Source organism: Streptomyces sp. A2-16 (assembly GCF_018128905.1).
In the GTDB taxonomy this organism is placed as follows: Bacteria; Actinomycetota; Actinomycetes; order Streptomycetales; family Streptomycetaceae; genus Streptomyces.
On the sequence record NZ_CP063808.1, the window covers coordinates 6,367,289 to 6,388,607 of the forward strand.

Below are 21,319 nucleotides of genomic sequence, written 5' to 3' on the forward strand. Positions count from 1 at the left end.
GACGCATGCTGCTTACCCGGCTGGCCCAGGTGTCCCAGGAGGTCGCCGCCACTTCGGCGCGGTCCCGGAAGATCGCGCTCCTCGCCGAACTGTTCCGGGACGCCGAGGCGGACGACGTCCCGATCGTCATCCCGTACCTGGCGGGACGGCTCCCGCAGGGCCGGCTCGGCGTCGGCTGGAAGGTCCTCGGCCGTTCGGTCGCCCCGGCCGCCGAGCCGACCCTGACCGTGCGCGAGGTGGACGCGCTGCTCAGCGAGCTGGGCAAGGTCGCGGGCGCGGGCTCACAGGCCGAACGCGCCCGACTGGTCGGTGAGCTGATGGGCGCGGCCACCGAGGACGAGCAGCGGTTCCTGCACGGGCTGATCAGCGGAGAGGTACGCCAGGGAGCGCTGGACGCGGTCGCCACGGAAGGGCTGGCCCAGGCGACGCAGGCACCGCCCGCCGACGTACGCCGTGCCGTGATGCTCGCCGGCTCCCTGCAGACGGTGGCCGAGGCCCTGCTCACCGACGGACCGCCCGCCCTGGACCGCTTCCGTCTCACCGTCGGCCGCCCGGTCCTGCCGATGCTGGCGCACAGCGCCTCCTCGGTGGCCGAGGCGGTCGACAAGCTCGGCGTGTGCGCGGTCGAGGAGAAACTGGACGGCATCCGCGTCCAGATCCACCGGGACGGCGATGCCGTACGGCTGTACACCCGCACCCTCGACGACATCACCGACCGGCTGCCCGAACTGACCGCCGCAGCATTGGAGTTGAGGGGTGAGCGGTTCATCCTGGACGGCGAGGTGATCGCCTTCGACGAGGACGGGCGGCCGCGTTCCTTCCAGGAGACCGCGGGCCGGGTCGGCTCCCGCGTGGACGTGACGACCGCCGCCGAGGCGGTGCCCGTCTCCCCCGTCTTCTTCGACGCCCTGTCCGTCGACGACCGCGACCTCCTCGACCTGCCCTTCGCCGAACGGCACGCGGAACTGGCCCGGTTGGCGCCCGAGCCGATGCGGGTCCGGCGCACGCTGGTGTCCGGCCCCGACGACCTGGGCGCGGCCGAGGAGTTCCTCGCCGAGACCCTGAAGCGCGGTCACGAGGGTGTCGTCGTGAAGTCCCTCGACGCCCCCTACAGCGCGGGCCGGCGCGGTGCCTCCTGGCTGAAGGTCAAACCCGTGCACACTCTCGACCTGGTGGTGCTGGCCGCCGAGTGGGGCCACGGCCGCCGCACCGGCAAGCTCTCCAACCTGCACCTCGGCGCCCGCACCGCCGACGGCGGCTTCGCCATGCTGGGCAAGACCTTCAAGGGGATGACCGACGCGATGCTGACCTGGCAGACCGAGCGGCTCCAGGAACTGGCCGTCGACAGCAGCGGCTACGTGGTGAGCGTACGGCCCGAACTCGTCGTCGAGATCGCCTACGACGGCCTCCAGCGGTCGACCCGCTATCCGGCCGGGGTCACCCTCCGCTTCGCCCGCGTGGTCCGCTACCGCGAGGACAAGAGGCCGCAGGACGCCGACACGGTGGAGACGCTGCTGGCCGCGCACCCCGAGGTGAGGCCGTGAGGACGAGCGCGGGGCTTCTGTTGTACCGGCACACCGGCGACGGTTTGGAGGTGTTGCTGGGCCATATGGGCGGTCCGTTCTTCGCGCGGCGGGACGCCGGAGCGTGGACGCTTCCCAAGGGCGAGTACGAGCCGGACTCGGAGTCGGCCTGGGACGCGGCCCGCCGGGAGTTCCAGGAGGAGCTGGGGCTGGCGCCGCCGGACGGGGAGGCCGTACCGCTGGGTGAGGTCCGGCAGACGAACGGCAAGGTCGTCACGGCCTGGGCGATCGAGGCCGACCTCGATCCGGCCGCCGTGGTACCGGGGGTGTTCAGCATGGAGTGGCCGCCGAAGTCCGGGCGGACGCAGGAGTTCCCCGAGCTGGACCGGGTGGAGTGGTTCGGCCTCGACCGGGCCCGGGCCGTGATCGTGAAGGCGCAGGCCGCGTTTCTCGACCGGCTGGCTGAGCACTCGGCCTGACGTCCACGCGTTGCGGTCGTGCCCGGCGCGCGGGAAGGTCGAAGCACAGTCAGCTCTTCAGGAGGTCGGTCATGCCCATCGCGACGGTGAACCCGGCGAACGGCGAGACGCTCAAGACGTACGAGGCCATGGGCGAGGAGGAGATCGAGCGCAGGCTCCAGCTCGCCGAGGCCACGTTCCGCACCTATCGCACGACGCCCTTCGAGGAGCGTGCCCGCCTCCTGAACCGGGCCGCCGAGCTCCTCGACGACGCCGGTCAGGACATCGCCCGGGTCATGACCACCGAGATGGGCAAGCCGGTCAAGCAGGCCCGCGCGGAGGCCGCCAAGTGCGCCAAGGCGATGCGCTGGTACGCCGAGCACGCCGAGTCGCTGCTGGCCGACGAGGAGCCCGCCGAGCACGACGTCAAGGACTCCGGTGCCTCCCGCGCCCTGGTCCGCTACCGGCCGCTCGGGCCGGTGCTGGCGGTGATGCCGTGGAACTTCCCGCTGTGGCAGGTGATCCGCTTCGCCGCACCGGCGCTGATGGCGGGGAACGTGGGTCTGCTGAAGCACGCTTCGAACGTCCCGCAGACCGCCCTCTTCCTGGAGGACCTGTTCCACCAGGCGGGCTACACCGAGGGCTGTTTCCAGACGCTGCTCGTCGGGTCCGGTGCGATCGACGGGATCCTGCGCGACGAACGCGTCAAGGCGGCCACGCTCACGGGAAGCGAGCCCGCCGGGCGCGCGGTCGCCTCCACCGCCGGGGACATGGTGAAGAAGACGGTGCTGGAGCTCGGCGGCAGCGACCCGTACATCGTGATGCCGTCCGCGGACGTCGACCGGGCCGCCCAGGTCGCGGTGACCGCGCGTGTGCAGAACAACGGGCAGTCCTGCATCGCCGCCAAGCGCTTCATCGTGCACACCGACGTCTACCAGCGGTTCGCCGAGCGGTTCGTCGAGGGCATGAAGGCCCTCAAGGTCGGCGACCCGCTGGAGGAGGACACCGAGGTCGGGCCGCTCTCCAGCGAGCAGGGGCGGACGGATCTGGAGGAGTTGGTCGACGACGCCCGGCGCAGCGGGGCGAGCGTGCTGTGCGGCGGTGAGCGGCCCGACGGGCCCGGCTGGTACTACCCACCGACCGTCATCGCCGATGTCGACCGCGAGATGCGCATCCACCGCGAGGAGACCTTCGGTCCGGTGGCCACGCTGTACCGGGCCGCCGACCTGGACGAGGCGGTGCTCATCGCCAACGACTCCGCGTTCGGGCTGAGTTCCAACGTGTGGACCCGCGACGAGGCCGAGGTCGACCGGTTCGTGCGGGACCTGGAGGCCGGCGGGGTGTTCGTCAACGGGATGACGGCCTCGCATCCGGCGTTCCCGTTCGGCGGGGTGAAGCGGTCCGGCTACGGGCGTGAGCTGTCCGGGCACGGAATCAGGGAGTTCTGCAACATCACGACGGTTTGGCACGGAGCGTGACGCTTGCGCGGCTAACATCCCGGGTGTGAACCGCGAAGTGACTCTGCCTCTGATCGTCGACGACCGCGGGACCCTGCAGGTGGCCGCCGCCGATGTCAGCAAGCTGCTCCGCAGTCTCGGCGGGCGGTGGCTGCACTTGGTCGAGGCCGGGGCCGACGGGCTCGACGAGGATACGGTCGCCGCGCTGACGATCGAGCTGGCGAAGCTGGCCGATCGCATCGACGTGGCGTGCATCGCGCACAGTAGCGGTGGGGCGCCGTAGTCCCCTTCCAGATGCTCGCGGTGGTCGCGCGTTCGGAGTAATCCGGCGCGAAGTCGCCCGTCCCTCAGGTGATCGTGGACTGGACCAGTCTCTGAGGTGAAGGCAGGCGGTTCATGGCGACTTTGTGCAGACCCTCGGTGTCCGTCCCGGAGCATGTGATCACCATGGAGGAGACGCTCGAACTGGCGCGCTCCCATCATGCCGATCACCCCCAACTGCCGCTGGCTCTGCGGCTCATCGAGAACACCGGGGTGCGGACCCGGCACATCGTGCAGCCCATCGAGGAGACGCTGAGGCATCCCGGGTTCGAGGAGCGCAACAAGGTCTACGTGGCCGAGGCGAAGGCGCGGGTGCCCGCGGTCGTGCAGCGGGCGCTGGACGACGCGCAGCTGCTGACGTCCGACGTCGACGTCATCATCTACGTGTCCTGCACGGGCTTCATGATGCCCTCGCTGACGGCGTGGCTGATCAACGAGATGGGCTTCGAGAGCACCACCCGGCAGCTCCCCATAGCCCAGCTGGGCTGCGCGGCCGGCGGTGCCGCGATCAACCGGGCCCACGACTTCTGCACCGCCTACCCCGAGGCCAACGCCCTCATCGTGGCCTGCGAGTTCTGCTCGCTGTGCTACCAGCCCACCGACCTCGGCATCGGAAACCTGCTGTCCAACGGCCTGTTCGGCGACGGTGTCGCCGCCGCGGCGGTGCGCGGGCGGGGCGGCGAGGGCATCGCGCTGGAGCGCAACGGCTCGTACCTGATCCCCAAGACCGAGGAGTGGATCATGTACGACGTCCGTTCGACGGGCTTCCACTTCCAGCTGGACAAGCGGGTGCCCGCCACCATGGAACCGCTCGCCCCGGCCCTCCAGGAGCTCGCGGGCCTGCACGGCTGGGACGCGGCCGACCTGGACTTCTACGTCATCCACGCCGGCGGCCCCCGAATACTCGACGACCTGAGCAAGTTCCTCCAGGTCGACCCGCACGCCTTCCGGTTCAGCCGGGCCACGCTCACCGAGTACGGGAACATCGCCAGCGCCGTCGTACTGGACGCGTTGCGGCGGCTGTTCGACGAGGGCGGGCCCCGGGACCGGGCGCGCGGGCTGCTCGCCGGGTTCGGGCCCGGCATCACCGCGGAAATGTCCCTGGGCCGCTGGCAGCGCCCCGACGAGACGGTGTGAGATGACCGAAGAGACGATCACCGAGATCCTGCCCCCGATCCGGCACTGGCCCGCCCTCGACCTCAACGGCGTCGACTTCGACCCCGTGCTGACGGAGCTGATGCTCGAGGGCCCCGTCACCCGGATCCAGCTGCCCAACGGCGAAGGGTGGGCGTGGCTGGTGACGCGGTACGAGGATGTGCGGACGGTGACCAACGACCCGCGCTTCAGCCGCGAGGCCGTCATGGACCAGCCGGTGACCCGGCTCGCCCCGCACTTCATCCCGCAGCGCGGCGCGGTCGGCTTCCTGGACCCGCCCGACCACACCCGGCTGCGCCGCTCGGTGGCCGCCGCGTTCACCGCCAAGGGCGTGGAGCGGGTACGGGAGAAGTCCCGCCTGATGCTCGACGAGCTGGTCGACGAGCTGCTTCAGGACGGCCCCCCGGCCGACCTCGTCGCGGCGGTGCTGGCCCCCTTCCCCATCGCCGTGATCTGCGAGCTGATGGGCGTCCCGGCCGCCGACCGGCACGGCATGCACACCTGGACCCAGCTGATCCTGTCCTCCTCGCACGGCGCACAGGTCAGTGAGCGGGCCAGGGACGAGATGGGCGCCTACTTCGCCGACCTCATCGGGCTCAGGGAGGGCAGCACCGGCGAGGACGTGGCCTCCCTGCTCGGGGCCGCCGTGGGCCGCGGCGAGGTGACGCTGGAGGAGGCCGTGGGGCTCGCGGTGCTGCTGCAGATCGGCGGCGAGGCGGTCACGAACAACAGCGGCCAGATGTTCTACCTGCTGCTCACCCGCCCCGACCTGGCCGAACGCCTGCGCGCCGAGCCGGAGATCCGCCCCCGGGCCATCGACGAGCTGCTGCGCTGGATCCCGCACCGCAACGCGGTCGGCCTGTCACGGATCGCCCTGGAGGACGTGGGGATCCAGGGTGTGCGGATCCGGGCGGGCGACGCGATCTACGTGTCGTACCTGGCCGCCAACCGCGACCCGGACGTCTTCCCGTACCCGGAGACGATCGACTTCTCCCGCAGCCCCAACCCGCATGTGGCGTTCGGCTTCGGCCCGCACTACTGCCCCGGCGGGATGCTGGCCCGGCTGGAGTCCGAGTTGCTGGTCGAGGCGCTGCTCGACCGCGTACCGGGACTGAGCCTGGCGGTGCCGCCGGAGCGGGTGCCGTTCCGGAAGGGCGCGTTGATCCGCGGCCCCGAAGCGCTTCCGGTGACGTGGTGACGGCTCCCGAGGGGCTCCTGGTCCCGCCGGGACACGGCCGGGTCGTGGAGTCCCCGGCCCAGCAGGTGACGTTCAAGGTGACCGGCTCGCACTCGCGCACGGCGTCCACCTTCGAGGTGATCGTGCCGCCCGGCTTCGACGTGGGCGCCCATGTGCACACCCGCAGCGAGGAGTTGTTCTACGTCCTCGAGGGCGAGCTGGACGTCCTGGCCTTCGAGCCGCGGGTCCGCACCCCCGACAACTGGCAGCGCTGGGAGTCGGGGTCGGGCAATCGGGTGGTACGCGCGACACCGGGAACGGTGATCGTCGTACCCCCGGGCTGCCCGCACGCCTTCGCCAACCCGACGGACGAGCCCGCGAAGATGTTCTTCCAGGCGAGCCCGCCGCCGGATCACGAGCGGTACTTCGAGGAACTGCTGGAGATTCTGGGCGGCGAGGGCCCGCCGGACCCCACGGCCGTCGAGAAGCTCCGGGCGAGGTACGACATCGAGCAGCTGACGCCGCTCAGGCACCGTTAGCGGATGGACATGCCGGACAGGGTCCGGGCGATGACCAGGCGCTGGATCTCACTCGTGCCTTCGAAGATGGTGTAGATCGCCGCGTCGCGGTGCATGCGCTCCACCGGGTACTCCCGGGTGTAGCCGTTGCCGCCGAGGATCTGGACCGCCTGCGCGGTGACCTTCTTCGCCGTCTCGCTGGCGAAGAGCTTGGACATCGAGCCCTCGGCGGCGGTGAACTGCTTGCCGTTGATCGCCATCCAGGAGGCACGCCACACGAGGAGACGGGCCGCGTCGATGGAGGTCCGCATGTCGGCGAGCTGGAAGGCAACGCCCTGGTTGTCGATGATCGGGCGGCCGAACTGCTCACGCGTCTTCGCGTAGTCCAGCGCCACCTCGTAGGCGGCCCGGGCGGTACCCACCGCCATGGCGCCCACCGCGGGGCGGCTGGCCTCGAACGTGGCCATCGCCGCGTTCTTCACCCGCTCGCCGCCCGCCGCCTTCGCCCGCTCCCGGGCCCGGGCGATGCGCTGGTCGAGCTTCTCCTTGCCGCCGAGGAGGCAGGAGCCGGGCACGCGGACGTTCTCCAGCACGACCTCGGCGGTGTGCGAGGCCCGGATGCCGTGCTTCTTGAACTTCTGGCCCTGGGACAGGCCCGGGGTGTTCGGCGGCACGATGAAGGACGCGTGGCCCTTGGAGCCGAGCTCGGGGTCGACGACCGCGACGACGACATGGACGTTGGCGATGCCGCCGTTGGTCGCCCAGGTCTTCGTGCCGTTGAGCACCCACTCGTCCTTGGCCTCGTCGTACACGGCACGCGTGCGCATGGAGGCCACGTCGGAGCCGGCGTCCGGCTCGGACGAGCAGAACGCGGCGACCTTGACATCGTTGGCGTCGCCGTACATCTGGGGGATCCAGGTGCCGATCTGTTCCTCGGTTCCGTTGGCGAGAACGCCCACGGCGGCCAGCCCGGTGCCTACGATCGACAGGGCGATGCCCGCGTCGCCCCAGAACAGCTCCTCCATCGCCATCGGGATACCGAGCCCGGTGGGGTCGAAGTACTGCTGGGCGTAGAAGTCGAGGGAGTAGATGCCTACCTTCGCGGCCTCCTGGATGACCGGCCAGGGAGTCTCCTCACGCTCGTCCCATTCGGCGGCCGCGGGGCGGATGACGTCGGCGGCGAAGCCGTGCAGCCAGTCCCGGACCTCCTTCTGTTCGTCGTTGAGCTCCATGGTGAACTCGGCCATGTCCCCTCCAGCGGCGACGCATGTGCATGTTACTTGCGGTAACTCGAGTCTGTTACCCGTGGGTAGGAAAAGTCAACTCCCGATGCCGGTCAGCAGCCTGTTCGATGCCAATCGCCTGCCGGGTGTTAGTTTGCGCAGGCGTTACCGATTCAGCACGGGTGGGGAGAGCTCATGGACACCACACAGCGGACCGATCAGCAGCGGTCCGCCGACCGCCGTCGGCGCGAGCTGCTGGAGGCCGCGGACAGAGTGGTGCTGCGCGACGGCCCACAGGCCTCCATGAACGCGATCGCCGCGGAAGCCGGCATCACCAAGCCGATCCTGTACCGGCACTTCGGTGACAAGGGAGGACTCTACGCCGCGCTCGCCAAGCGGCACACCGACGCGCTGCTGGACTCGCTGCGGGCGGCCCTTGACGCTCCCGCGGACCGGCGCGAGCGGGTCGAGGCCACGCTGGACACGTACCTGGCCGCGATCGAGGCCCGGCCCCAGGTGTACCGGTTCCTGATGCACCCCGCCGAGGGGGGCCAGGTCGGGGACCAGGGGTTCGACGTCGGCAAGCATTCCGCGCCCCTGCTGCGGAGAATGGGTGAAGAGTTGGGGCAGGTCATCGAGGACCGGCTGGACCTCGGGCCCGGGAGTCAGCTGCTGGCGCGGGTGTGGGGGCACGGCGTCGTCGGGATGATGTACGCGGCGGGTGACTGGTGGCTGGGGGAACGGCCGTGTTCCCGGGCCGAGTTGGTCCGCAGCATGGCTGACCTGCTGTGGGGGCGGCTCGCGGCAGCCGGGGACAAGGTCGGGGGCCCGGGGTTCTGACGGTCGCCCCTAGGCGGGATCGCTCACCCCGTGCCAAGAGGACCTGGTCACCTGGCGCATGAGCCTGCGCCTGCGCCAACCCGTCAGGTGGTCCGCGTAGACCTTGCCCTCCAAGTGGTCCATCTCGTGCTGCAGGCACCTCGCGAAGAAGCCCGTGCCGTGGATCGTCACGGGCTCTCCCGTCGCCGTGAAGCCCTCCACCACCGCGTGGTCGTGGCGTTCCACCCCCGCCTCCAGGCCCGGCAGCGACAGGCAGCCCTCCGGGCCCCGCAGCACCAGGCCGTCCGCCTCCACCAGCCGTGGGTTCACGACATGGCCCAGGTGACGGACCTCCTCGTCGTCCGGGCAGTCGTAGACGAAGACGCGCAGCGGCACGCCGATCTGGTCGGCCGCGAGACCGACCCCCTCGTGCGCGTACATCGTCGCGAACAAGTCCTCCACCAGGCTCGCCAGTTCGCCACCGAAGTCCGTGACGTCCTCGCAGGGCGTGTGCAACACCGGGGCGCCGAGCAGGGCGAGCGCGCGGACACGCCCTCGCGTGCCCGGAATGGAGCTGTTTCGCATGGCCGCAAGGGTACGGCGATTCGGGAGTGCCTACGGATCTCGATAGGCTGAGGTCCACACCACGTGGCCGGAGGCTGAGGCGCGGCGCGTACGCAAGGAGGATCGAGATCTGATGACAGGCAACTCGGACCCGCTCTCGCCGCGGGCCAAGCTGGCCGTGACGGCGGGCAAGGCCGTCGCGGCGGCATCCCGAGCCGCGGGTCGCGGCAGCGGTTCGGTCATCGGCGGCAAGGTGGCTCTCAAACTCGACCCCGACCTCCTCGCCCGGCTCGCCCAGCACCTGGACGTCGTCCTCGTCTCGGCGACCAACGGAAAGACCACCACGACGCGTCTGATCGCGGAGGCGCTCGGCGCCGCCGGTCCGGTCGTCTCCAACGCCCTGGGCGCCAACATGCCGGCCGGCATCACCTCGGCGCTCGCCGGCGGCTCGGACGCCCGGTACGGCGTCATCGAGGTCGACGAGAAGTACCTCGCGGGAGTCGCCCGGGACACCGACCCCAAGTGCATCGCCCTGCTGAACCTCTCCCGCGACCAGCTCGACCGTGCCGCCGAGACCCGCATGCTCGCGGAGAACTGGCGCGAGGGGCTCGCGGGTTCGAAGGCCGTCGTCGTCGCCAACGCCGACGACCCGCTCGTCGTGTGGGCCGCCTCCTCCTCCCCCAACGTCGTCTGGGTCGCCGCCGGGCAGATGTGGAAGGACGACGCCTGGTCCTGCCCGTCCTGCGGTGGCGTGATGCAGCGGCCGGGCGACGACTGGTTCTGCGGCGAGTGCGGGTTCCGCCGGCCCACGCCCAGCTGGGCCCTGTCCGGTGACCATGTGCTCGACCCGCACGGCTCCGCCTGGCCGATCCACCTCCAGCTGCCGGGCCGCGCCAACAAGGCCAACGCCGCCTCCTCCGCCGCCGTCGCCGCCGTCTTCGGCGTGCCGCCGCAGGTCGCCCTGGAACGCATGTACCAGGTGCAGGCCGTGGCCGGCCGCTACGACGTCGTCCAGTTCCAGCAGCGCGACCTCAGGCTGCTGCTCGCGAAGAACCCGGCCGGCTGGCTCGAAACGTTCAGCCTGATCGACCCGCCGCCCACCCCGGTGATCCTCTCCGTCAACGCCCGCGGCGCCGACGGCACCGACACCTCCTGGCTCTGGGACGTCGACTACACCCGGCTGACCGGCCACCCGATCTGCGTGATCGGCGACCGCAAGCTGGACCTCGCGGTACGCCTCGAGGTCGCCAACCAGAACTTCCAGGTCTGCGACAACCTCGACCAGGCCGTGTCGATGAGCCCGCACGGCCGCATCGAGGTCATCGCGAACTACACCGCCTTCCAGGACCTGCGCCGCCGCGTCGGCAACTGACTCAGGGGACTTTTGTGAGCGACAACCAACTGCGGGTCGTCTGGATCTACCCCGACCTGCTCAGCACCTACGGCGACCAGGGCAACGTCCTGGTCGTGGAGCGCCGGGCCCGCCAGCGCGGTCTCGACGTGGCCCGCCTGGACGTGCGCAGCGACCAGCCGATCCCGACCTCCGGCGACATCTACCTGATCGGCGGCGGCGAGGACCGGCCCCAGCGGCTGGCGGCCGAGCGGCTGCGCCGGGACGGCGGTCTGCACCGGGCCGTCGGCAACGGCGCGATCGTCTTCTCGGTGTGCGCCGGCTACCAGATCCTCGGCCACGAGTTCATCAACGACCTCGGCCAGCGCGAGCCCGGCCTCGGCCTGCTCGACGTGGTCTCGGTGCGCGGTGAGGGCGAGCGCTGCGTCGGTGACGTGCTCGCCGACATCGACCCGCGCCTCGGTCTGCCCCCGCTGACCGGCTTCGAGAACCACCAGGGCGTCACCCACCTCGGCCCCACCGCGCGCCCGTTCGCCAACGTCCGCCTCGGCAACGGCAACGGCACCGGCGACGGCACGGAGGGGGCGTTCAACGACACGGTCTTCGGTACGTACATGCACGGGCCCGTGCTCGCGCGCAACCCGCTCATCGCTGACCTGCTGCTGAAGCTGGCCCTCGACGTGAACGCGCTGCCGCCGACCGACGACCGCTGGTACGAGGCCCTGCGCAACGAACGCATCGCGGCCGCTCAGCAGCCTGCCTGACCTGCGTGGACAGCTGATCTTCAGCTCCCCGCCACCAGCCCGTCTGACGGTACGTCCGCACAGGTGAGCGGGGTCGTCCAGCAGGCGGACGCATGCTTCGGCCCCGCCCCCTCCTGCCGCTAGGGTGGCGGGGTTCGAGCCGGACAGCGTGGTCCGGACCCGTGCCCCGTTCCATTGCTGAGAAGGTTCTTGCGGCTATGCGCATTGGTGTCCTCACGTCCGGCGGAGACTGCCCCGGCCTGAACGCCGTCATCCGGTCCGTCGTGCACCGTGCCGTCGCCGACCACGGCGACGAGGTCATCGGTTTCCGGGACGGCTGGAAGGGCCTCCTGGAGTGCGACTACCTCAAGCTCGACCTCGACGCCGTCGGCGGCATCCTCGCCCGCGGCGGCACGATCCTCGGCTCCTCCCGGGTCCAGCCCTCGCATCTGCGGGACGGCGTGGAGCGGGCCAAGGGGCATGTCCAGGAGCTCGGGCTCGACGCGATCATCCCGATCGGCGGCGAGGGCACGCTGAAGGCGGCCCGGCTGATGTCGGACGCCGGTCTTCCGATCGTGGGCGTGCCGAAGACGATCGACAACGACATCGCGGTCACCGATGTCACCTTCGGGTTCGACACGGCCGTCGGTGTCGCCACCGAGGCCCTGGACCGGCTCAAGACCACCGCCGAGTCCCACCAGCGGGTGCTCGTCGTCGAGGTCATGGGACGGCACACGGGCTGGATAGCGCTGCACTCCGGGATGGCGGCGGGCGCTCACGCCATCGTCGTGCCGGAGCGCCCCTTCGACATCGAGGAACTGGCCCGGCGGGTCGGGGAGCGGTTCGAGGCGGGGAAGCGGTTCGCGATCGTCGTGGCGGCCGAGGGGGCCAAGCCGGCGCCCGGTTCCATGGCCTTCGACGAGGGCGGCAAGGACATCTACGGGCACGAGCGGTTCGCGGGGATCGCCCGTCAGCTGTCGATCGAGCTGGAGGAGCGGCTGGGGAAGGAAGCCCGGCCGGTCATTCTCGGGCATGTGCAGCGGGGCGGTACGCCGACCGCGTACGACCGGGTGCTCGCCACCCGGTTCGGCTGGCACGCGGTGGAGGCCGTGCACCGCGGGGAGTTCGGCCACATGACGGCTCTGCGCGGGACCGACATCGTGATGGTGCCGCTCGCGGAGGCCGTCGAGACGCTGAAGACGGTGCCGGAGAACCGGTACGAGGAAGCGGAGTGCGTGCTGTAGGGCGTACGGCGGGCGCGGGTCAACCTGCCCCCGGTCCGAGAGGTGACCGGGGGCGGTTCTAGTCTGTTGGCGGACAGACTTGCACAACCCCCACGAATCAGGAGCCGCCGCAATGGATCACAGCGGGCACGGCATGACCCATGACTTGCCGCCGTTCACGCTGGGTCGAGGGCTTCAGTGGTCGGCCGACCCCTTCTTCCTCGTCGCCTGCCTCCTCGCGCTCGGACTGTACGTGTGGGGCGTCGTGCGGCTGCGGCGGCGGGGGGACTCGTGGTCGGTGGGGCGGACGGTCTCGTACGTGACCGGCGTCCTGACCATCGGGCTGATGATGTGCACCGGGCTGAACGACTACGGGATGGTCATGTTCAGCGTGCACATGGTGCAGCACATGGTGATCAGCATGCTGTCGCCGATCCTCATCCTGCTCGGTGCCCCGGTCACCCTGGCCCTCAGGGCGCTGCCCGTCGCGGGCAAGGGCCGCAAGGGCCCCCGTGAATGGCTGCTCGCGCTGCTGCACAGCCGGTACATGCGGATCATCACGCATCCGGCGTTCACCATTCCGCTGTTCATCGCGAGCCTGTACGCGCTGTACTTCACCCCCGTCTTCGACTTCCTCATGGGGTCGAAAACCGGGCACATCGCGATGATGGTCCACTTCCTCGCGGTCGGTGTCGTCTTCTTCTGGCCGATCATCGGCGTCGATCCGGGACCGCACCGGCCCGGGTATCTCATGCGGATGCTGGAGCTGTTCGCCGGGATGCCGTTCCACGCGTTCTTCGGCATCGCCCTGATGATGGCGTCCGAGCCCATGGTCGAGACGTTCAAGAACCCGCCCGCCTCGCTCGGCATCGACGCGCTCTCCGACCAGAACTACGCCGGCGGCATCGCCTGGGCGTTCAGCGAGATTCCCTCCGTACTCGTGCTGATCGCTCTGCTGTTCCAGTGGTACGGCTCCGAGCAGCGGCAGGCCAAGCGCACCGACCGGGCCGCCGACCGGGACGGCGACAAGGAACTCGAGGCATACAACGCGTATTTGGCCTCATTGAGCGCACGCGAGCGTTAAAGGCTTCGCCTTTCCGAAGCATTCAGTAGCATGAAGCGCGTTGGGGGAACCGCCAGGGGGAGCGGTCATGACACTTCGCGCATTTATGCACAGGATCGCCGTGCTGGCGATTTTCGCCACTCTGCTGAGCGGCTGCGACAAGGGAAATCCACTGACGGCGGTCAAGGCGGTCACCGTCGGTGTGCCCTCGCTCGCGCCGTTCTTCGAGGAGAACAGCGGGCTGGGCAAGGACGCCACGACCGTGCGGTCGCAGCCCGTCCAGGGAAGTCTCCAGCAAGGGGACACGCCCGGTCTGTACGGCGGCAGCAAGCAGCCGACGATCTGTGACGTCACCAAACTCGAACGATTCCTCACCGATCCCAGGAATCACAAGAAGGCACAGGCGTGGGCCGACGTGCTGCACATCGGCACGGCCGGGATACCGGAATATCTCCATCGACTCACTCCGGTTCTGCTGCGTCACGACACTCTCGTCAAGAACCACGACTACAAGCGGGAAAGGGCCGTCCCGTACAACTCCTTGCTCCAGGCGGGAATCGCGATTCTCGTCGACGAACAAGGGCTTCCGGCTGTGAAGTGCTCGTGCGGAAATCCATTGCGGCCCTTCGAGGGTGACACCGGCCGGATATCCGTCCAGTTCGAGGACGGCAACAAGAAGTGGGCGGGATTCGAACGCGAGTCGGTGGTGGCCGTGAAGCCGGCACCGCGAAAACTGGAGCGGATCGCTCTCGTCGACGTCCGGGAACCCGCCCGCGGCATCAACCGCCCGGTCGGCACCACCGGGGAGAAGGACACCACCTTCGACGCGAAGAAGCGGCGCACGGTGCCGGACCTGGCCGGGACGACCTTCGCGCGGGCGAGCCAGAGGCTGATCGACACCGGGCTGGCGGCCGGGTACGCCGGGCAGGGCACACCGTCCGACAGTGCGAGGGTCACGGCGACCGACCCGCCCGCGGGGACGGAGCTGCCGTTCGGGCGGTACGTGATGCTCAGCGTGGCGGGGAGCGGCACGAGCACCTCCGGCGGGGCGACCCGGCCGACGACCACTCCCCCACCGCCGTCCTCCGGACCGAAGTCCCCGCCCACGAGCACGCCACCGCCGTCGAGGTCGTCCGGTTCCCCGGGGTCACCCGGGTCCTCGGGCTCCTCGGGCTCCTCGGGCTCCTCGGGCTCCTCGGGGCCGTCCAAGTCCTCGGGGCCGTCCGGCGGCAAGTCCGGAGAGTCCTCCTCCAAGCCGCCGTCCTCGTCGAGCGGCGGGCCCGGCACACCGTCGTCCGGTCCTTCGACGAGCGCGGCTCCGAGCTCGCCGTCGCCGGACAGGTCGAGCAGTCCACCGCCCCCGCCACCACCGCCGCCGCCCCCGACCACCAGCGCACCGCCCGAGGTCACCGGCGCGCCGCCGACCAGTGCACCCGTCACCAGCGCGCCGGCGAGCAGCGCACCCGCGAGCGGTGAGCCCGTCGGCGGCGGTCCGAGCGGCACCGTCACCGCGTAGCAGCCCCGAGAGCCCGCGGAACCCGCAGAACCCGCAGAACCGGAGAGTCACCGGATGCCTTCAGGATCACCGACGTCGGGAGTGGGCCGGGTCATCGCCGGCCGTTATCTGCTGCTGAACCCGCTCGGCAGCGGCGGCATGGGCCATGTGTGGCTCGCCCACGACCAGAGACTCGCCTGTGAGGTAGCGCTCAAGGAGATCGTGTTCCGGGACCCGGTGGAGGCGGACGACGAGCGGGAGGCGCGGGTGGCGCGGGCCCGCGCGGAGGCCCGGCACGCGGCGGGGCTGCGCGGCCACCCGCACGTGGTGACCGTGCACGACGTGCTGGAGCACGAGGGGCTGCCGTGGATCGTCATGGAGTACGTGGCGGACGCCGTGGACCTGCGCGACCTGGTCGACTCGCGCGGGCCGCTCGCCCCGGCGGAGTGCGCCCGCATCGGCCTCGCCGTGCTCGACGCACTGACCGCTGGGCACCGGCGGGGCGTGATGCACCGGGACGTGAAGCCGGCGAACATCCTGCTGGCGCCGGACCGCTCGGGATCGCCGTACGGGCGCGTCCTGCTCACCGACTACGGCATCTCCGTGCAGCCGGACGCCGGGGAGCCGCGGTACACGCTGGCGTCGGTGCTGGTGGGCACGGCGGGCTATCTGGCGCCCGAGCGGGCCACGGGCGGGACGCCCACCCCGGCCGCGGACCTGTTCTCGCTGGGCTGCACGCTCTACCACGCAGTGGAGGGCGTGGGTCCCTTCGAGCGGGAGTCCCATCTCGCGGAGGTGACCGCGGTGGTCATGGAGGAGCCGCGGCCCGCGGTGCGCGCCGGTGCGCTGGGCCCCGTGCTCCAGGCACTGCTCGCGAAGGACCCCGGGCAGCGGCTGTCCGCGGCCCAGGCGGAGGCCGCGCTGTCGCGGATCGTGACACCACAGGCCGAGGGGTACGTCCGGACGCAGACCGACCTCGGTTCCCAGCCGCCCTGGGCGGGTGTGCAGGCGCCGCCGCCCTGGGCGGGTGTGCAGGCGCCGCCCGGGCCGCCCCTCGGCGGACACCGGCCGCACGCCGAGGGGGTCCCGCCGCAGGGCGGCCGTCGGCGGCGGGAGCGCTCGCACGCCCTGCGGGCCGTGATCGCCTGCGGTCTCGGTCTCCTGCTGGCCCTGGGCGGTGTCTGGTACGCCATGGCCGACCGGTCGACCGACGGCGGGGGCGGGCACCAGGGCTCGCGACAGCCGTACGGCGAGGCGGTCGGGCTCGCGAAGCCGCTGCGGGACGGCGACTGCGTCATCGCCGACTGGCCCGGTTCGGAACGTTTCCGGGGAACGCCCCGGCTGCGGCTGGATCCCGGCTGCGGCACGGCCCCGGACGGCCAGGTGACGGCGTTCGTCGCGGCCGCCTCCGCGGAGGATGCGCGGCGGACGGGGGCGGCGAAGTGCGAGGAGCGCACACGGGAGATCCGGGACCGGCTCGCGGACGTCCGCAGCCAGGCCGTCGTGCCGTCCGACGGGGGGTTCGAGGCCGCGGGACGGCGCACCGCGTGTCTGGTGCTGGGTGGGAACGGGCCGGTGTACGGGCCGATCGGCACCCACCGCGCGACGGGCTCGGCATTCGCGGACACGGCGACCATGCAGCGGCGGGACTGCCTGGACGTGCGCACCAACCGGGACGCCCGGCTGGTCTCCTGCGAGGGGGCCCACGACGAGGAGGTGCTCGGATTCACCCGACTGGCCCCCGACGTGACGCTGTCCGAGGCGCGGACCGAGTCGGACACGGCGTGCGCGCGGGACGTGCCGCCGGGCGACTACGGCTTCGATCCGTCCGTCTACACGGCGGGCTCCTGGACCAGTGCTGGTCCCTGGAAGAACGGCACACATTTCGTCGTGTGCACCGTCCGCAGGCAGAACGGGGGCACCATGGAGGGGGACGAATCCTGAGGAGGGTGTCGCGATGCCCGGTACCGGTTCCACGGATGGCTCGACCCGGACGATGGGGGTGCTCACCGTAGGCGGTCTCGTCGCGGTGACGGCCTACACGGTGGCGCTCGGCAGCAACGGCTGGCTGTGGTTCGGCTGGGTCGTGCTGGGCCTGATCACTCTCGGTCTCGTGGCCACCCGCGGCTGACTCAGCCGCCCGTGAGGCGGCTCGCCGAGTGCACGCCCGGCTGGTACTTGGGCAGCCGGGCGGTGATCTTCATGCCCGCGCCGACGGCGGTCTCGATGACGAGGCCGTAGGAGTCGCCGTACACCTGGCGGAGCCGGTCGTCGACGTTGGACAGTCCGATGCCGCCCGAGGGGCTGACCTCGCCGGCGAGGATACGGCGGAGCAGGACCGGGTCCATCCCTGCGCCGTCGTCCTCGATGACGACGAGGGCCTCGGCGCCGGTGTCCTGGGCGGTGATCTGGAGGTGGCACTTCTCGGTCTTGCCCTCCAGTCCGTGCTTGATGGCGTTCTCGACGAGCGGCTGCAGGCACAGGAAGGGCAGGGCGACCGGCAGCACCTCCGGGGCGATCTGGAGGGTGACGGAGAGGCGGTCGCCGAAGCGTGCCCTGACCAGCGCCAAGTAGTGGTCGATGGCGTGGAGTTCGTCGGCGAGGGTGGTGAAGTCGCCGTGCCTGCGGAACGAGTAGCGGGTGAAGTCGGCGAATTCGAGGAGCAGTTCGCGGGCGCGTTCGGGGTCGGTGCGGACGAAGGAAGCGATCACCGCGAGCGAGTTGAAGATGAAGTGCGGGGAGATCTGGGCGCGAAGTGCCTTGATCTCGGCCTCGATCAGCCGGGTGCGGGACTGGTCGAGATCGGCCAGTTCCAGCTGGACGCTGACCCAGCGGGCGACCTCCCCGGCGGCGCGGACCAGGACGGCGGACTCGCGGGGCGCGCAGGCGACCAGGGCGCCGTGGACGCGGTCGTCGACGGTGAGGGGGGCGACGACCGCCCAGCGGACCGGGCAGTCCGGGGCGCCGCAGGTGAGCGGGAAGGCCTCGCCGCGGCCGGTCTCCAGCGGTCCGGCGAGGCGTTCCATGATCTCGGTGCGGTGGTGGCCGCCCACGCCGTCCCAGACCAGGACCTGCTTCTGGTCGGTGAGGCACAGCGCGTCCGTGCCGAGCAGCGAGCGCAGTCGGCGGGCCGCCTTGCGGGCGGTCTCCTCCGTCAGCCCGGCCCGCAGCGGGGGCGCGGCCAGGGAGGCGGTGTGCAGGGTCTCGAAGGTGGCGTGCTCGACGGGGGTGCCGAGGCCGCCCAGGCTCTGCGTACCGGCCGTCCGCCGGCCGAGCCAGAAGCCGGCGGCGAGCAGCGGGAGGATCGCCACGCACAGTCCGGCCAGGAATCCGCTCATGCCGTCACCTCCCTCATGCCTTGACCTCCGCCCGCAGTTCCTCCGGCAGATGGAAGCGGGCCAGGATCGCCGCCGTGCCCGCCGGGACCCGGCCCGCGGTGGCCAGCGACACCAGCACCATGGTGAGGAAGCCGAGCGGCACCGACCAGAGCGCGGGCCAGGCGAGCAGGGAGTGCAGCGCTCCTGTCGCCGGGAAGCCCGCCATGGTCACGGCGACGGCGACGAACGCCGAGCCGCCGCCGACCAGCATGCCCGCGGCGGCGCCGGGCGGGGTGAGCCGCCGCCACCAGATGCCGAGGACGAGAAGCGGGCAGAACGAGGAGGCGGAGACGGCGAAGGCGAGCCCGACCGCGTCGGCGACGGGCAGCCCGCCGACCAGGACGCTCGCGGCGAGCGGCACGCACATCGCGAGGACGGTGCCGAGCCGGAAGTGCCGGACACCGCGCGAGGGCAGGACGTCCTGGGTGAGGACGCCGGCCACGGCCATGGTGAGTCCGGAGGCCGTGGACAGGAACGCGGCGAAGGCACCGCCCGCCACCAGCGCGCCCAGCAGGTCGCCGCCGAGGCCGCCGATCATGCGCTCGGGGAGCAGGAGGACGGCGGCGTCGGCGTCCCCGGTGAGGGTGAGTTCGGGGGCGTACAGGCGGCCGAGGGCGCCGTAGACCGGGGGCAGCAGGTAGAAGCAGCCGATCAGGCCGAGGACGGCGACCGTGGTGCGGCGGGCGGCGACGCCGTGCGGGCTGGTGTAGAAGCGGACGACGACGTGCGGCAGGCCCATGGTGCCGAGGAAGGTGGCGAGGATCAGTCCGTACGTTGCGTACAGGGGCCGTTCCTCGCGGCCCGCGGCGAGCGAGGTCGACATGCCGTCGCTGGAGCCGCGGTCGGCGGCGGGGGCGGTGGTGCCCTTGGCGAAGGTGAGCTGGGTGCCGCGGTCGATGCGGTGGGTGCCCGCGGGGAGCCGGAGTCTGCGGTCCTCGTGCGGGCGGCCGTCGACGGTGCCGGTGACCGTGACGGTCAGGGGGCTCTCCAGCTTGAGGTCGAGGGTGGAGCCGACGCGGACGACGCGCTGTTCGCGGAAGGTCGCCGGTTCCTCGAAGGCGTGGCTGGGGGCGCCGTCGCCCTGCCAGGCGAGGATCAGGAAGAGGGCGGGGACGAGGAGGGCGGTGAGTTTGAGCCAGTACTGGAAGGCCTGCACGAAGGTGATGCTGCGCATGCCGCCCGCGGCGACGGTGGCGACCACGACGACGGCGACGATCAGCCCGCCGAGCCACTGGGGCGCCCCCGTGAGCACGGTCAGCGTCAGCCCGGCCCCCTGGAGTTGGGGCAGCAGGTAGAGCCAGCCGACGCCGACGACGAAGGCGCCCGCGAGCCGTCGTACGGCCTGTGAGGCGAGGCGGGCCTCGGCGAAGTCGGGGAGGGTGTAGGCGCCGGAGCGGCGCAGGGGGGCGGCGACGAACAGCAGCAGGACGAGATAGCCGGCCGTGTAGCCGACGGGGTACCAGAGCATGTCAGGACCCTGGACGAGGACCAGGCCGGCGATGCCCAGGAAGGACGCGGCGGAGAGGTACTCGCCGCTGATGGCGGCCGCGTTGAGGCGGGGGCCGACGGTGCGGGAGGCGACGTAGAAGTCGGAGGTGGTGCGGGAGATGCGCAGGCCGAAGGCGCCGACCAGGACGGTGGCCACCACGACCAGGGCGACGGCGGGGACCGAGTAGCTGGAGTTCATCGGACCTCGTACCCGCTGCTCATCGGTCCTCGACCAGCCGTACGAAGTCCCGTTCGTTGCGTTCCGCGCGGCGCACGTACCAGCGGGCCAGCAGGACCATCGGGACGTAGAGGCCGAAGCCGAGGACGCCCCATTCGAGGCGGTGGGCGTCCGGCATGGCCGCGAAGAGCAGCGGGAGCGGGCCGATGAGCAGTCCGAGGAAGGCGAACACCGCGAGGGCGGCGCGCAGTTGGGTGCGCATCAGGGAGCGGACGTAGGTGTGGCCGAGGGTGGTCTGTTCGTCGATCTCGGTGCGCGGCCGGTAGTAGCCGGAGGCGGGGCGGCCGCGGCGGGGCGGGCCGGTGACGACGACGCGCCGCTCGACGGGGTCCTGGGGCACGGCTAGGGCCTCCTCATCAGCAGGTCGCGCAGCTCGCGTGTGTGGCGACGGCTGACCTGGAGTTCCTCGCCGCCGACCAGGACGCTCACCGTGCCCGCGTCCAGGCGGAGTTCGCCGACGTGGCGCAGGGCGACGAGATGGCGGCGGTGGATGCGGACGAAGCCTCGGGAGCGCCAGCGTTCCTCCAGCGTGGACAGCGGGATGCGGACGAGATGGCTGCCCTTGTCGGTGTGGAGGCGGGCGTAGTCGCCCTGGGCCTCGACGTGGGTGATGTCGTCGACGGCGACGAACCGGGTGACCCCGCCGAGTTCGACGGATATGTGGTCGGGGTCGGGTTCGTGCACGGGGATGCGGGGTGCGCTGTCGAGGCGTTCGGCGGCACGGCGGACGGCCTCGGCGAGGCGTTCCTTGCGCACCGGTTTGAGGACGTAGTCGACGGCCTTGAGGTCGAAGGCCTGGACGGCGAAGTCCTCGTGGGCGGTGACGAACACGACGAGCGGCGGTTTGGCGAACCCGGTGAGCAGCCGGGCGAGGTCGAGCCCGTCGAGGCCGGGCATGTTGATGTCGAGGAAGACGACGTCGATCGCCTCGGGGCCGTGCGGCCCTGACTCCAGCGCGCGGTTGATGCGGCGCAGTGCCTCGGTGGCGTCACCGGCGCCCTCCACGCTGCCGATCCGGGGGTCGGCGCTCAGGAGGTAGAGCAGTTCCTCCAGCGAGGGGCGTTCGTCGTCGACAGCCAGGGCGCGCAGCATGAACCCGGAGTGTAGGAGTAATTCGTACGACTGC

General features: G+C 71.2%; 21 protein-coding genes. 15 read left to right on the forward strand and 6 right to left on the reverse strand.

Translation table 11 applies throughout. The features are described from left to right. Positions 1 to 5 precede the first annotated feature (5 nt). The 7 genes from IOD14_RS28510 (at position 6) to IOD14_RS28540 (ending at position 6,630) form a co-directional block, all read left to right on the forward strand. Positions 6 to 1,544 (forward strand): ATP-dependent DNA ligase, encoded by a 1,539-nt coding sequence (locus tag IOD14_RS28510; protein WP_212671913.1) that lies wholly within the window; start codon positions 6 to 8, stop codon positions 1,542 to 1,544. Then, positions 1,541 to 2,002 (forward strand): NUDIX domain-containing protein, encoded by a 462-nt coding sequence (locus tag IOD14_RS28515; protein WP_212671914.1) that lies wholly within the window; start codon positions 1,541 to 1,543, stop codon positions 2,000 to 2,002. The genes IOD14_RS28510 and IOD14_RS28515 overlap by 4 nt, the downstream gene beginning before the upstream one ends. A gap of 71 nt (positions 2,003 to 2,073) precedes the next feature. Next, entirely contained in the window at positions 2,074 to 3,459 is a 1,386-nt protein-coding gene (locus IOD14_RS28520; protein ID WP_212671915.1) for an NADP-dependent succinic semialdehyde dehydrogenase, read from the forward strand. Positions 3,460 to 3,484: 25 nt separating this feature from the next. Beyond that, the gene (locus tag IOD14_RS28525) at positions 3,485 to 3,721 is read left to right on the forward strand and encodes a DUF6213 family protein (RefSeq protein ID WP_007380390.1); all 237 of its coding nucleotides are present in this window, start codon (positions 3,485 to 3,487) and stop codon (positions 3,719 to 3,721) included. Between the two features lie 113 nt (positions 3,722 to 3,834). Continuing rightward, the gene (locus IOD14_RS28530; RefSeq protein WP_212671916.1) at positions 3,835 to 4,896 is read left to right on the forward strand and encodes a type III polyketide synthase; all 1,062 of its coding nucleotides are present in this window, start codon (positions 3,835 to 3,837) and stop codon (positions 4,894 to 4,896) included. A 1-nt stretch (position 4,897) separates the two neighbouring features. Next, positions 4,898 to 6,112, forward strand: coding sequence for a cytochrome P450 (locus tag IOD14_RS28535; protein ID WP_123987678.1), 1,215 nt, complete (start codon positions 4,898 to 4,900; stop codon positions 6,110 to 6,112). Then, entirely contained in the window at positions 6,109 to 6,630 is a 522-nt protein-coding gene (locus tag IOD14_RS28540; RefSeq protein WP_123987679.1) for a cupin domain-containing protein, read from the forward strand. The genes IOD14_RS28535 and IOD14_RS28540 overlap by 4 nt, the downstream gene beginning before the upstream one ends. On the opposite strand, the gene IOD14_RS28545 is transcribed toward IOD14_RS28540, so the two are convergent. Next, positions 6,627 to 7,856: an acyl-CoA dehydrogenase family protein gene (locus IOD14_RS28545; protein ID WP_123987680.1), complete on the reverse strand. Its 1,230-nt coding sequence runs from the start codon at positions 7,854 to 7,856 to the stop codon at positions 6,627 to 6,629. The genes IOD14_RS28540 and IOD14_RS28545 overlap by 4 nt on opposite strands. Before the next feature lie 171 nt (positions 7,857 to 8,027). Between IOD14_RS28545 and IOD14_RS28550 the strand changes: the two genes are divergently transcribed. Further along, positions 8,028 to 8,672 carry a TetR family transcriptional regulator gene (locus IOD14_RS28550; RefSeq protein WP_123987681.1) on the forward strand — a complete coding sequence of 215 codons (645 nt, stop codon included), beginning with the start codon at positions 8,028 to 8,030 and terminating at the stop codon, positions 8,670 to 8,672. Between the two features lie 9 nt (positions 8,673 to 8,681). On the opposite strand, the gene def is transcribed toward IOD14_RS28550, so the two are convergent. Beyond that, complete coding sequence (gene def / locus IOD14_RS28555; RefSeq protein ID WP_123987682.1) at positions 8,682 to 9,236, reverse strand: peptide deformylase; 555 nt, start codon at positions 9,234 to 9,236, stop codon at positions 8,682 to 8,684. Positions 9,237 to 9,348: 112 nt separating this feature from the next. On the opposite strand from def, the gene IOD14_RS28560 reads away from it, so the two are divergent. The 7 genes from IOD14_RS28560 to IOD14_RS28590 all read left to right on the forward strand — a co-directional run bounded on the left by IOD14_RS28560 (position 9,349) and on the right by IOD14_RS28590 (position 17,221). Then, positions 9,349 to 10,587 (forward strand): MurT ligase domain-containing protein, encoded by a 1,239-nt coding sequence (locus tag IOD14_RS28560; protein WP_212671917.1) that lies wholly within the window; start codon positions 9,349 to 9,351, stop codon positions 10,585 to 10,587. Between the two features lie 14 nt (positions 10,588 to 10,601). After that, a complete protein-coding gene (locus IOD14_RS28565; RefSeq protein WP_123987684.1) occupies positions 10,602 to 11,330 on the forward strand; it encodes a glutamine amidotransferase in 729 nt (242 codons plus the stop codon). Positions 11,331 to 11,527: 197 nt separating this feature from the next. Further along, the gene (locus tag IOD14_RS28570) at positions 11,528 to 12,553 is read left to right on the forward strand and encodes a 6-phosphofructokinase (protein WP_123987685.1); all 1,026 of its coding nucleotides are present in this window, start codon (positions 11,528 to 11,530) and stop codon (positions 12,551 to 12,553) included. 112 nt (positions 12,554 to 12,665) lie between these two features. After that, complete coding sequence (locus tag IOD14_RS28575) at positions 12,666 to 13,616, forward strand: cytochrome c oxidase assembly protein (protein ID WP_212671918.1); 951 nt, start codon at positions 12,666 to 12,668, stop codon at positions 13,614 to 13,616. Positions 13,617 to 13,683: 67 nt separating this feature from the next. After that, positions 13,684 to 15,111 (forward strand): PASTA domain-containing protein, encoded by a 1,428-nt coding sequence (locus tag IOD14_RS28580; protein ID WP_212671919.1) that lies wholly within the window; start codon positions 13,684 to 13,686, stop codon positions 15,109 to 15,111. Between the two features lie 54 nt (positions 15,112 to 15,165). Beyond that, positions 15,166 to 17,034 carry a serine/threonine-protein kinase gene (locus IOD14_RS28585; protein ID WP_212671920.1) on the forward strand — a complete coding sequence of 623 codons (1,869 nt, stop codon included), beginning with the start codon at positions 15,166 to 15,168 and terminating at the stop codon, positions 17,032 to 17,034. A gap of 13 nt (positions 17,035 to 17,047) precedes the next feature. Then, complete coding sequence (locus IOD14_RS28590; RefSeq protein WP_123987688.1) at positions 17,048 to 17,221, forward strand: hypothetical protein; 174 nt, start codon at positions 17,048 to 17,050, stop codon at positions 17,219 to 17,221. 1 nt (position 17,222) lies between these two features. Here the strand turns inward: IOD14_RS28590 and IOD14_RS28595 are convergent, their stop codons facing one another. From IOD14_RS28595 to IOD14_RS28610, 4 genes are read right to left on the reverse strand one after another with little or no spacing between them, the layout of a single operon-like run. After that, the gene (locus tag IOD14_RS28595) at positions 17,223 to 18,428 is read right to left on the reverse strand and encodes a histidine kinase (RefSeq protein WP_123987689.1); all 1,206 of its coding nucleotides are present in this window, start codon (positions 18,426 to 18,428) and stop codon (positions 17,223 to 17,225) included. Between the two features lie 13 nt (positions 18,429 to 18,441). Continuing rightward, positions 18,442 to 20,154: a cation acetate symporter gene (locus tag IOD14_RS28600; RefSeq protein ID WP_212671921.1), complete on the reverse strand. Its 1,713-nt coding sequence runs from the start codon at positions 20,152 to 20,154 to the stop codon at positions 18,442 to 18,444. 19 nt (positions 20,155 to 20,173) lie between these two features. After that, positions 20,174 to 20,533: a hypothetical protein gene (locus IOD14_RS28605; protein ID WP_031051946.1), complete on the reverse strand. Its 360-nt coding sequence runs from the start codon at positions 20,531 to 20,533 to the stop codon at positions 20,174 to 20,176. A gap of 2 nt (positions 20,534 to 20,535) precedes the next feature. Next, positions 20,536 to 21,285 carry a LytTR family DNA-binding domain-containing protein gene (locus IOD14_RS28610; protein WP_123987691.1) on the reverse strand — a complete coding sequence of 250 codons (750 nt, stop codon included), beginning with the start codon at positions 21,283 to 21,285 and terminating at the stop codon, positions 20,536 to 20,538. Positions 21,286 to 21,319 lie beyond the last annotated feature (34 nt).

Excerpts from the sequence above, each read along its gene's own strand:
- IOD14_RS28510 (WP_212671913.1), top strand. The coding sequence starts at position 6 with ATGCTGCTTACCCGGCTGGCCCAGGTGTCCCAGGAGGTCGCCGCCACT.
- IOD14_RS28520 (WP_212671915.1), top strand. The coding sequence starts at position 2,074 with ATGCCCATCGCGACGGTGAACCCGGCGAACGGCGAGACGCTCAAGACG.
- IOD14_RS28530 (WP_212671916.1), top strand. The coding sequence starts at position 3,835 with ATGGCGACTTTGTGCAGACCCTCGGTGTCCGTCCCGGAGCATGTGATC.
- IOD14_RS28535 (WP_123987678.1), top strand. The coding sequence starts at position 4,898 with ATGACCGAAGAGACGATCACCGAGATCCTGCCCCCGATCCGGCACTGG.
- IOD14_RS28545 (WP_123987680.1), bottom strand. The coding sequence starts at position 7,856 with ATGGCCGAGTTCACCATGGAGCTCAACGACGAACAGAAGGAGGTCCGG.
- IOD14_RS28550 (WP_123987681.1), top strand. The coding sequence starts at position 8,028 with ATGGACACCACACAGCGGACCGATCAGCAGCGGTCCGCCGACCGCCGT.
- def (WP_123987682.1), bottom strand. The coding sequence starts at position 9,236 with ATGCGAAACAGCTCCATTCCGGGCACGCGAGGGCGTGTCCGCGCGCTC.
- IOD14_RS28560 (WP_212671917.1), top strand. The coding sequence starts at position 9,349 with ATGACAGGCAACTCGGACCCGCTCTCGCCGCGGGCCAAGCTGGCCGTG.
- IOD14_RS28570 (WP_123987685.1), top strand. The coding sequence starts at position 11,528 with ATGCGCATTGGTGTCCTCACGTCCGGCGGAGACTGCCCCGGCCTGAAC.
- IOD14_RS28575 (WP_212671918.1), top strand. The coding sequence starts at position 12,666 with ATGGATCACAGCGGGCACGGCATGACCCATGACTTGCCGCCGTTCACG.
- IOD14_RS28580 (WP_212671919.1), top strand. The coding sequence starts at position 13,684 with ATGACACTTCGCGCATTTATGCACAGGATCGCCGTGCTGGCGATTTTC.
- IOD14_RS28585 (WP_212671920.1), top strand. The coding sequence starts at position 15,166 with ATGCCTTCAGGATCACCGACGTCGGGAGTGGGCCGGGTCATCGCCGGC.
- IOD14_RS28590 (WP_123987688.1), top strand. The coding sequence starts at position 17,048 with ATGCCCGGTACCGGTTCCACGGATGGCTCGACCCGGACGATGGGGGTG.
- IOD14_RS28595 (WP_123987689.1), bottom strand. The coding sequence starts at position 18,428 with ATGAGCGGATTCCTGGCCGGACTGTGCGTGGCGATCCTCCCGCTGCTC.
- IOD14_RS28600 (WP_212671921.1), bottom strand. The coding sequence starts at position 20,154 with ATGAACTCCAGCTACTCGGTCCCCGCCGTCGCCCTGGTCGTGGTGGCC.
- IOD14_RS28610 (WP_123987691.1), bottom strand. The coding sequence starts at position 21,285 with ATGCTGCGCGCCCTGGCTGTCGACGACGAACGCCCCTCGCTGGAGGAA.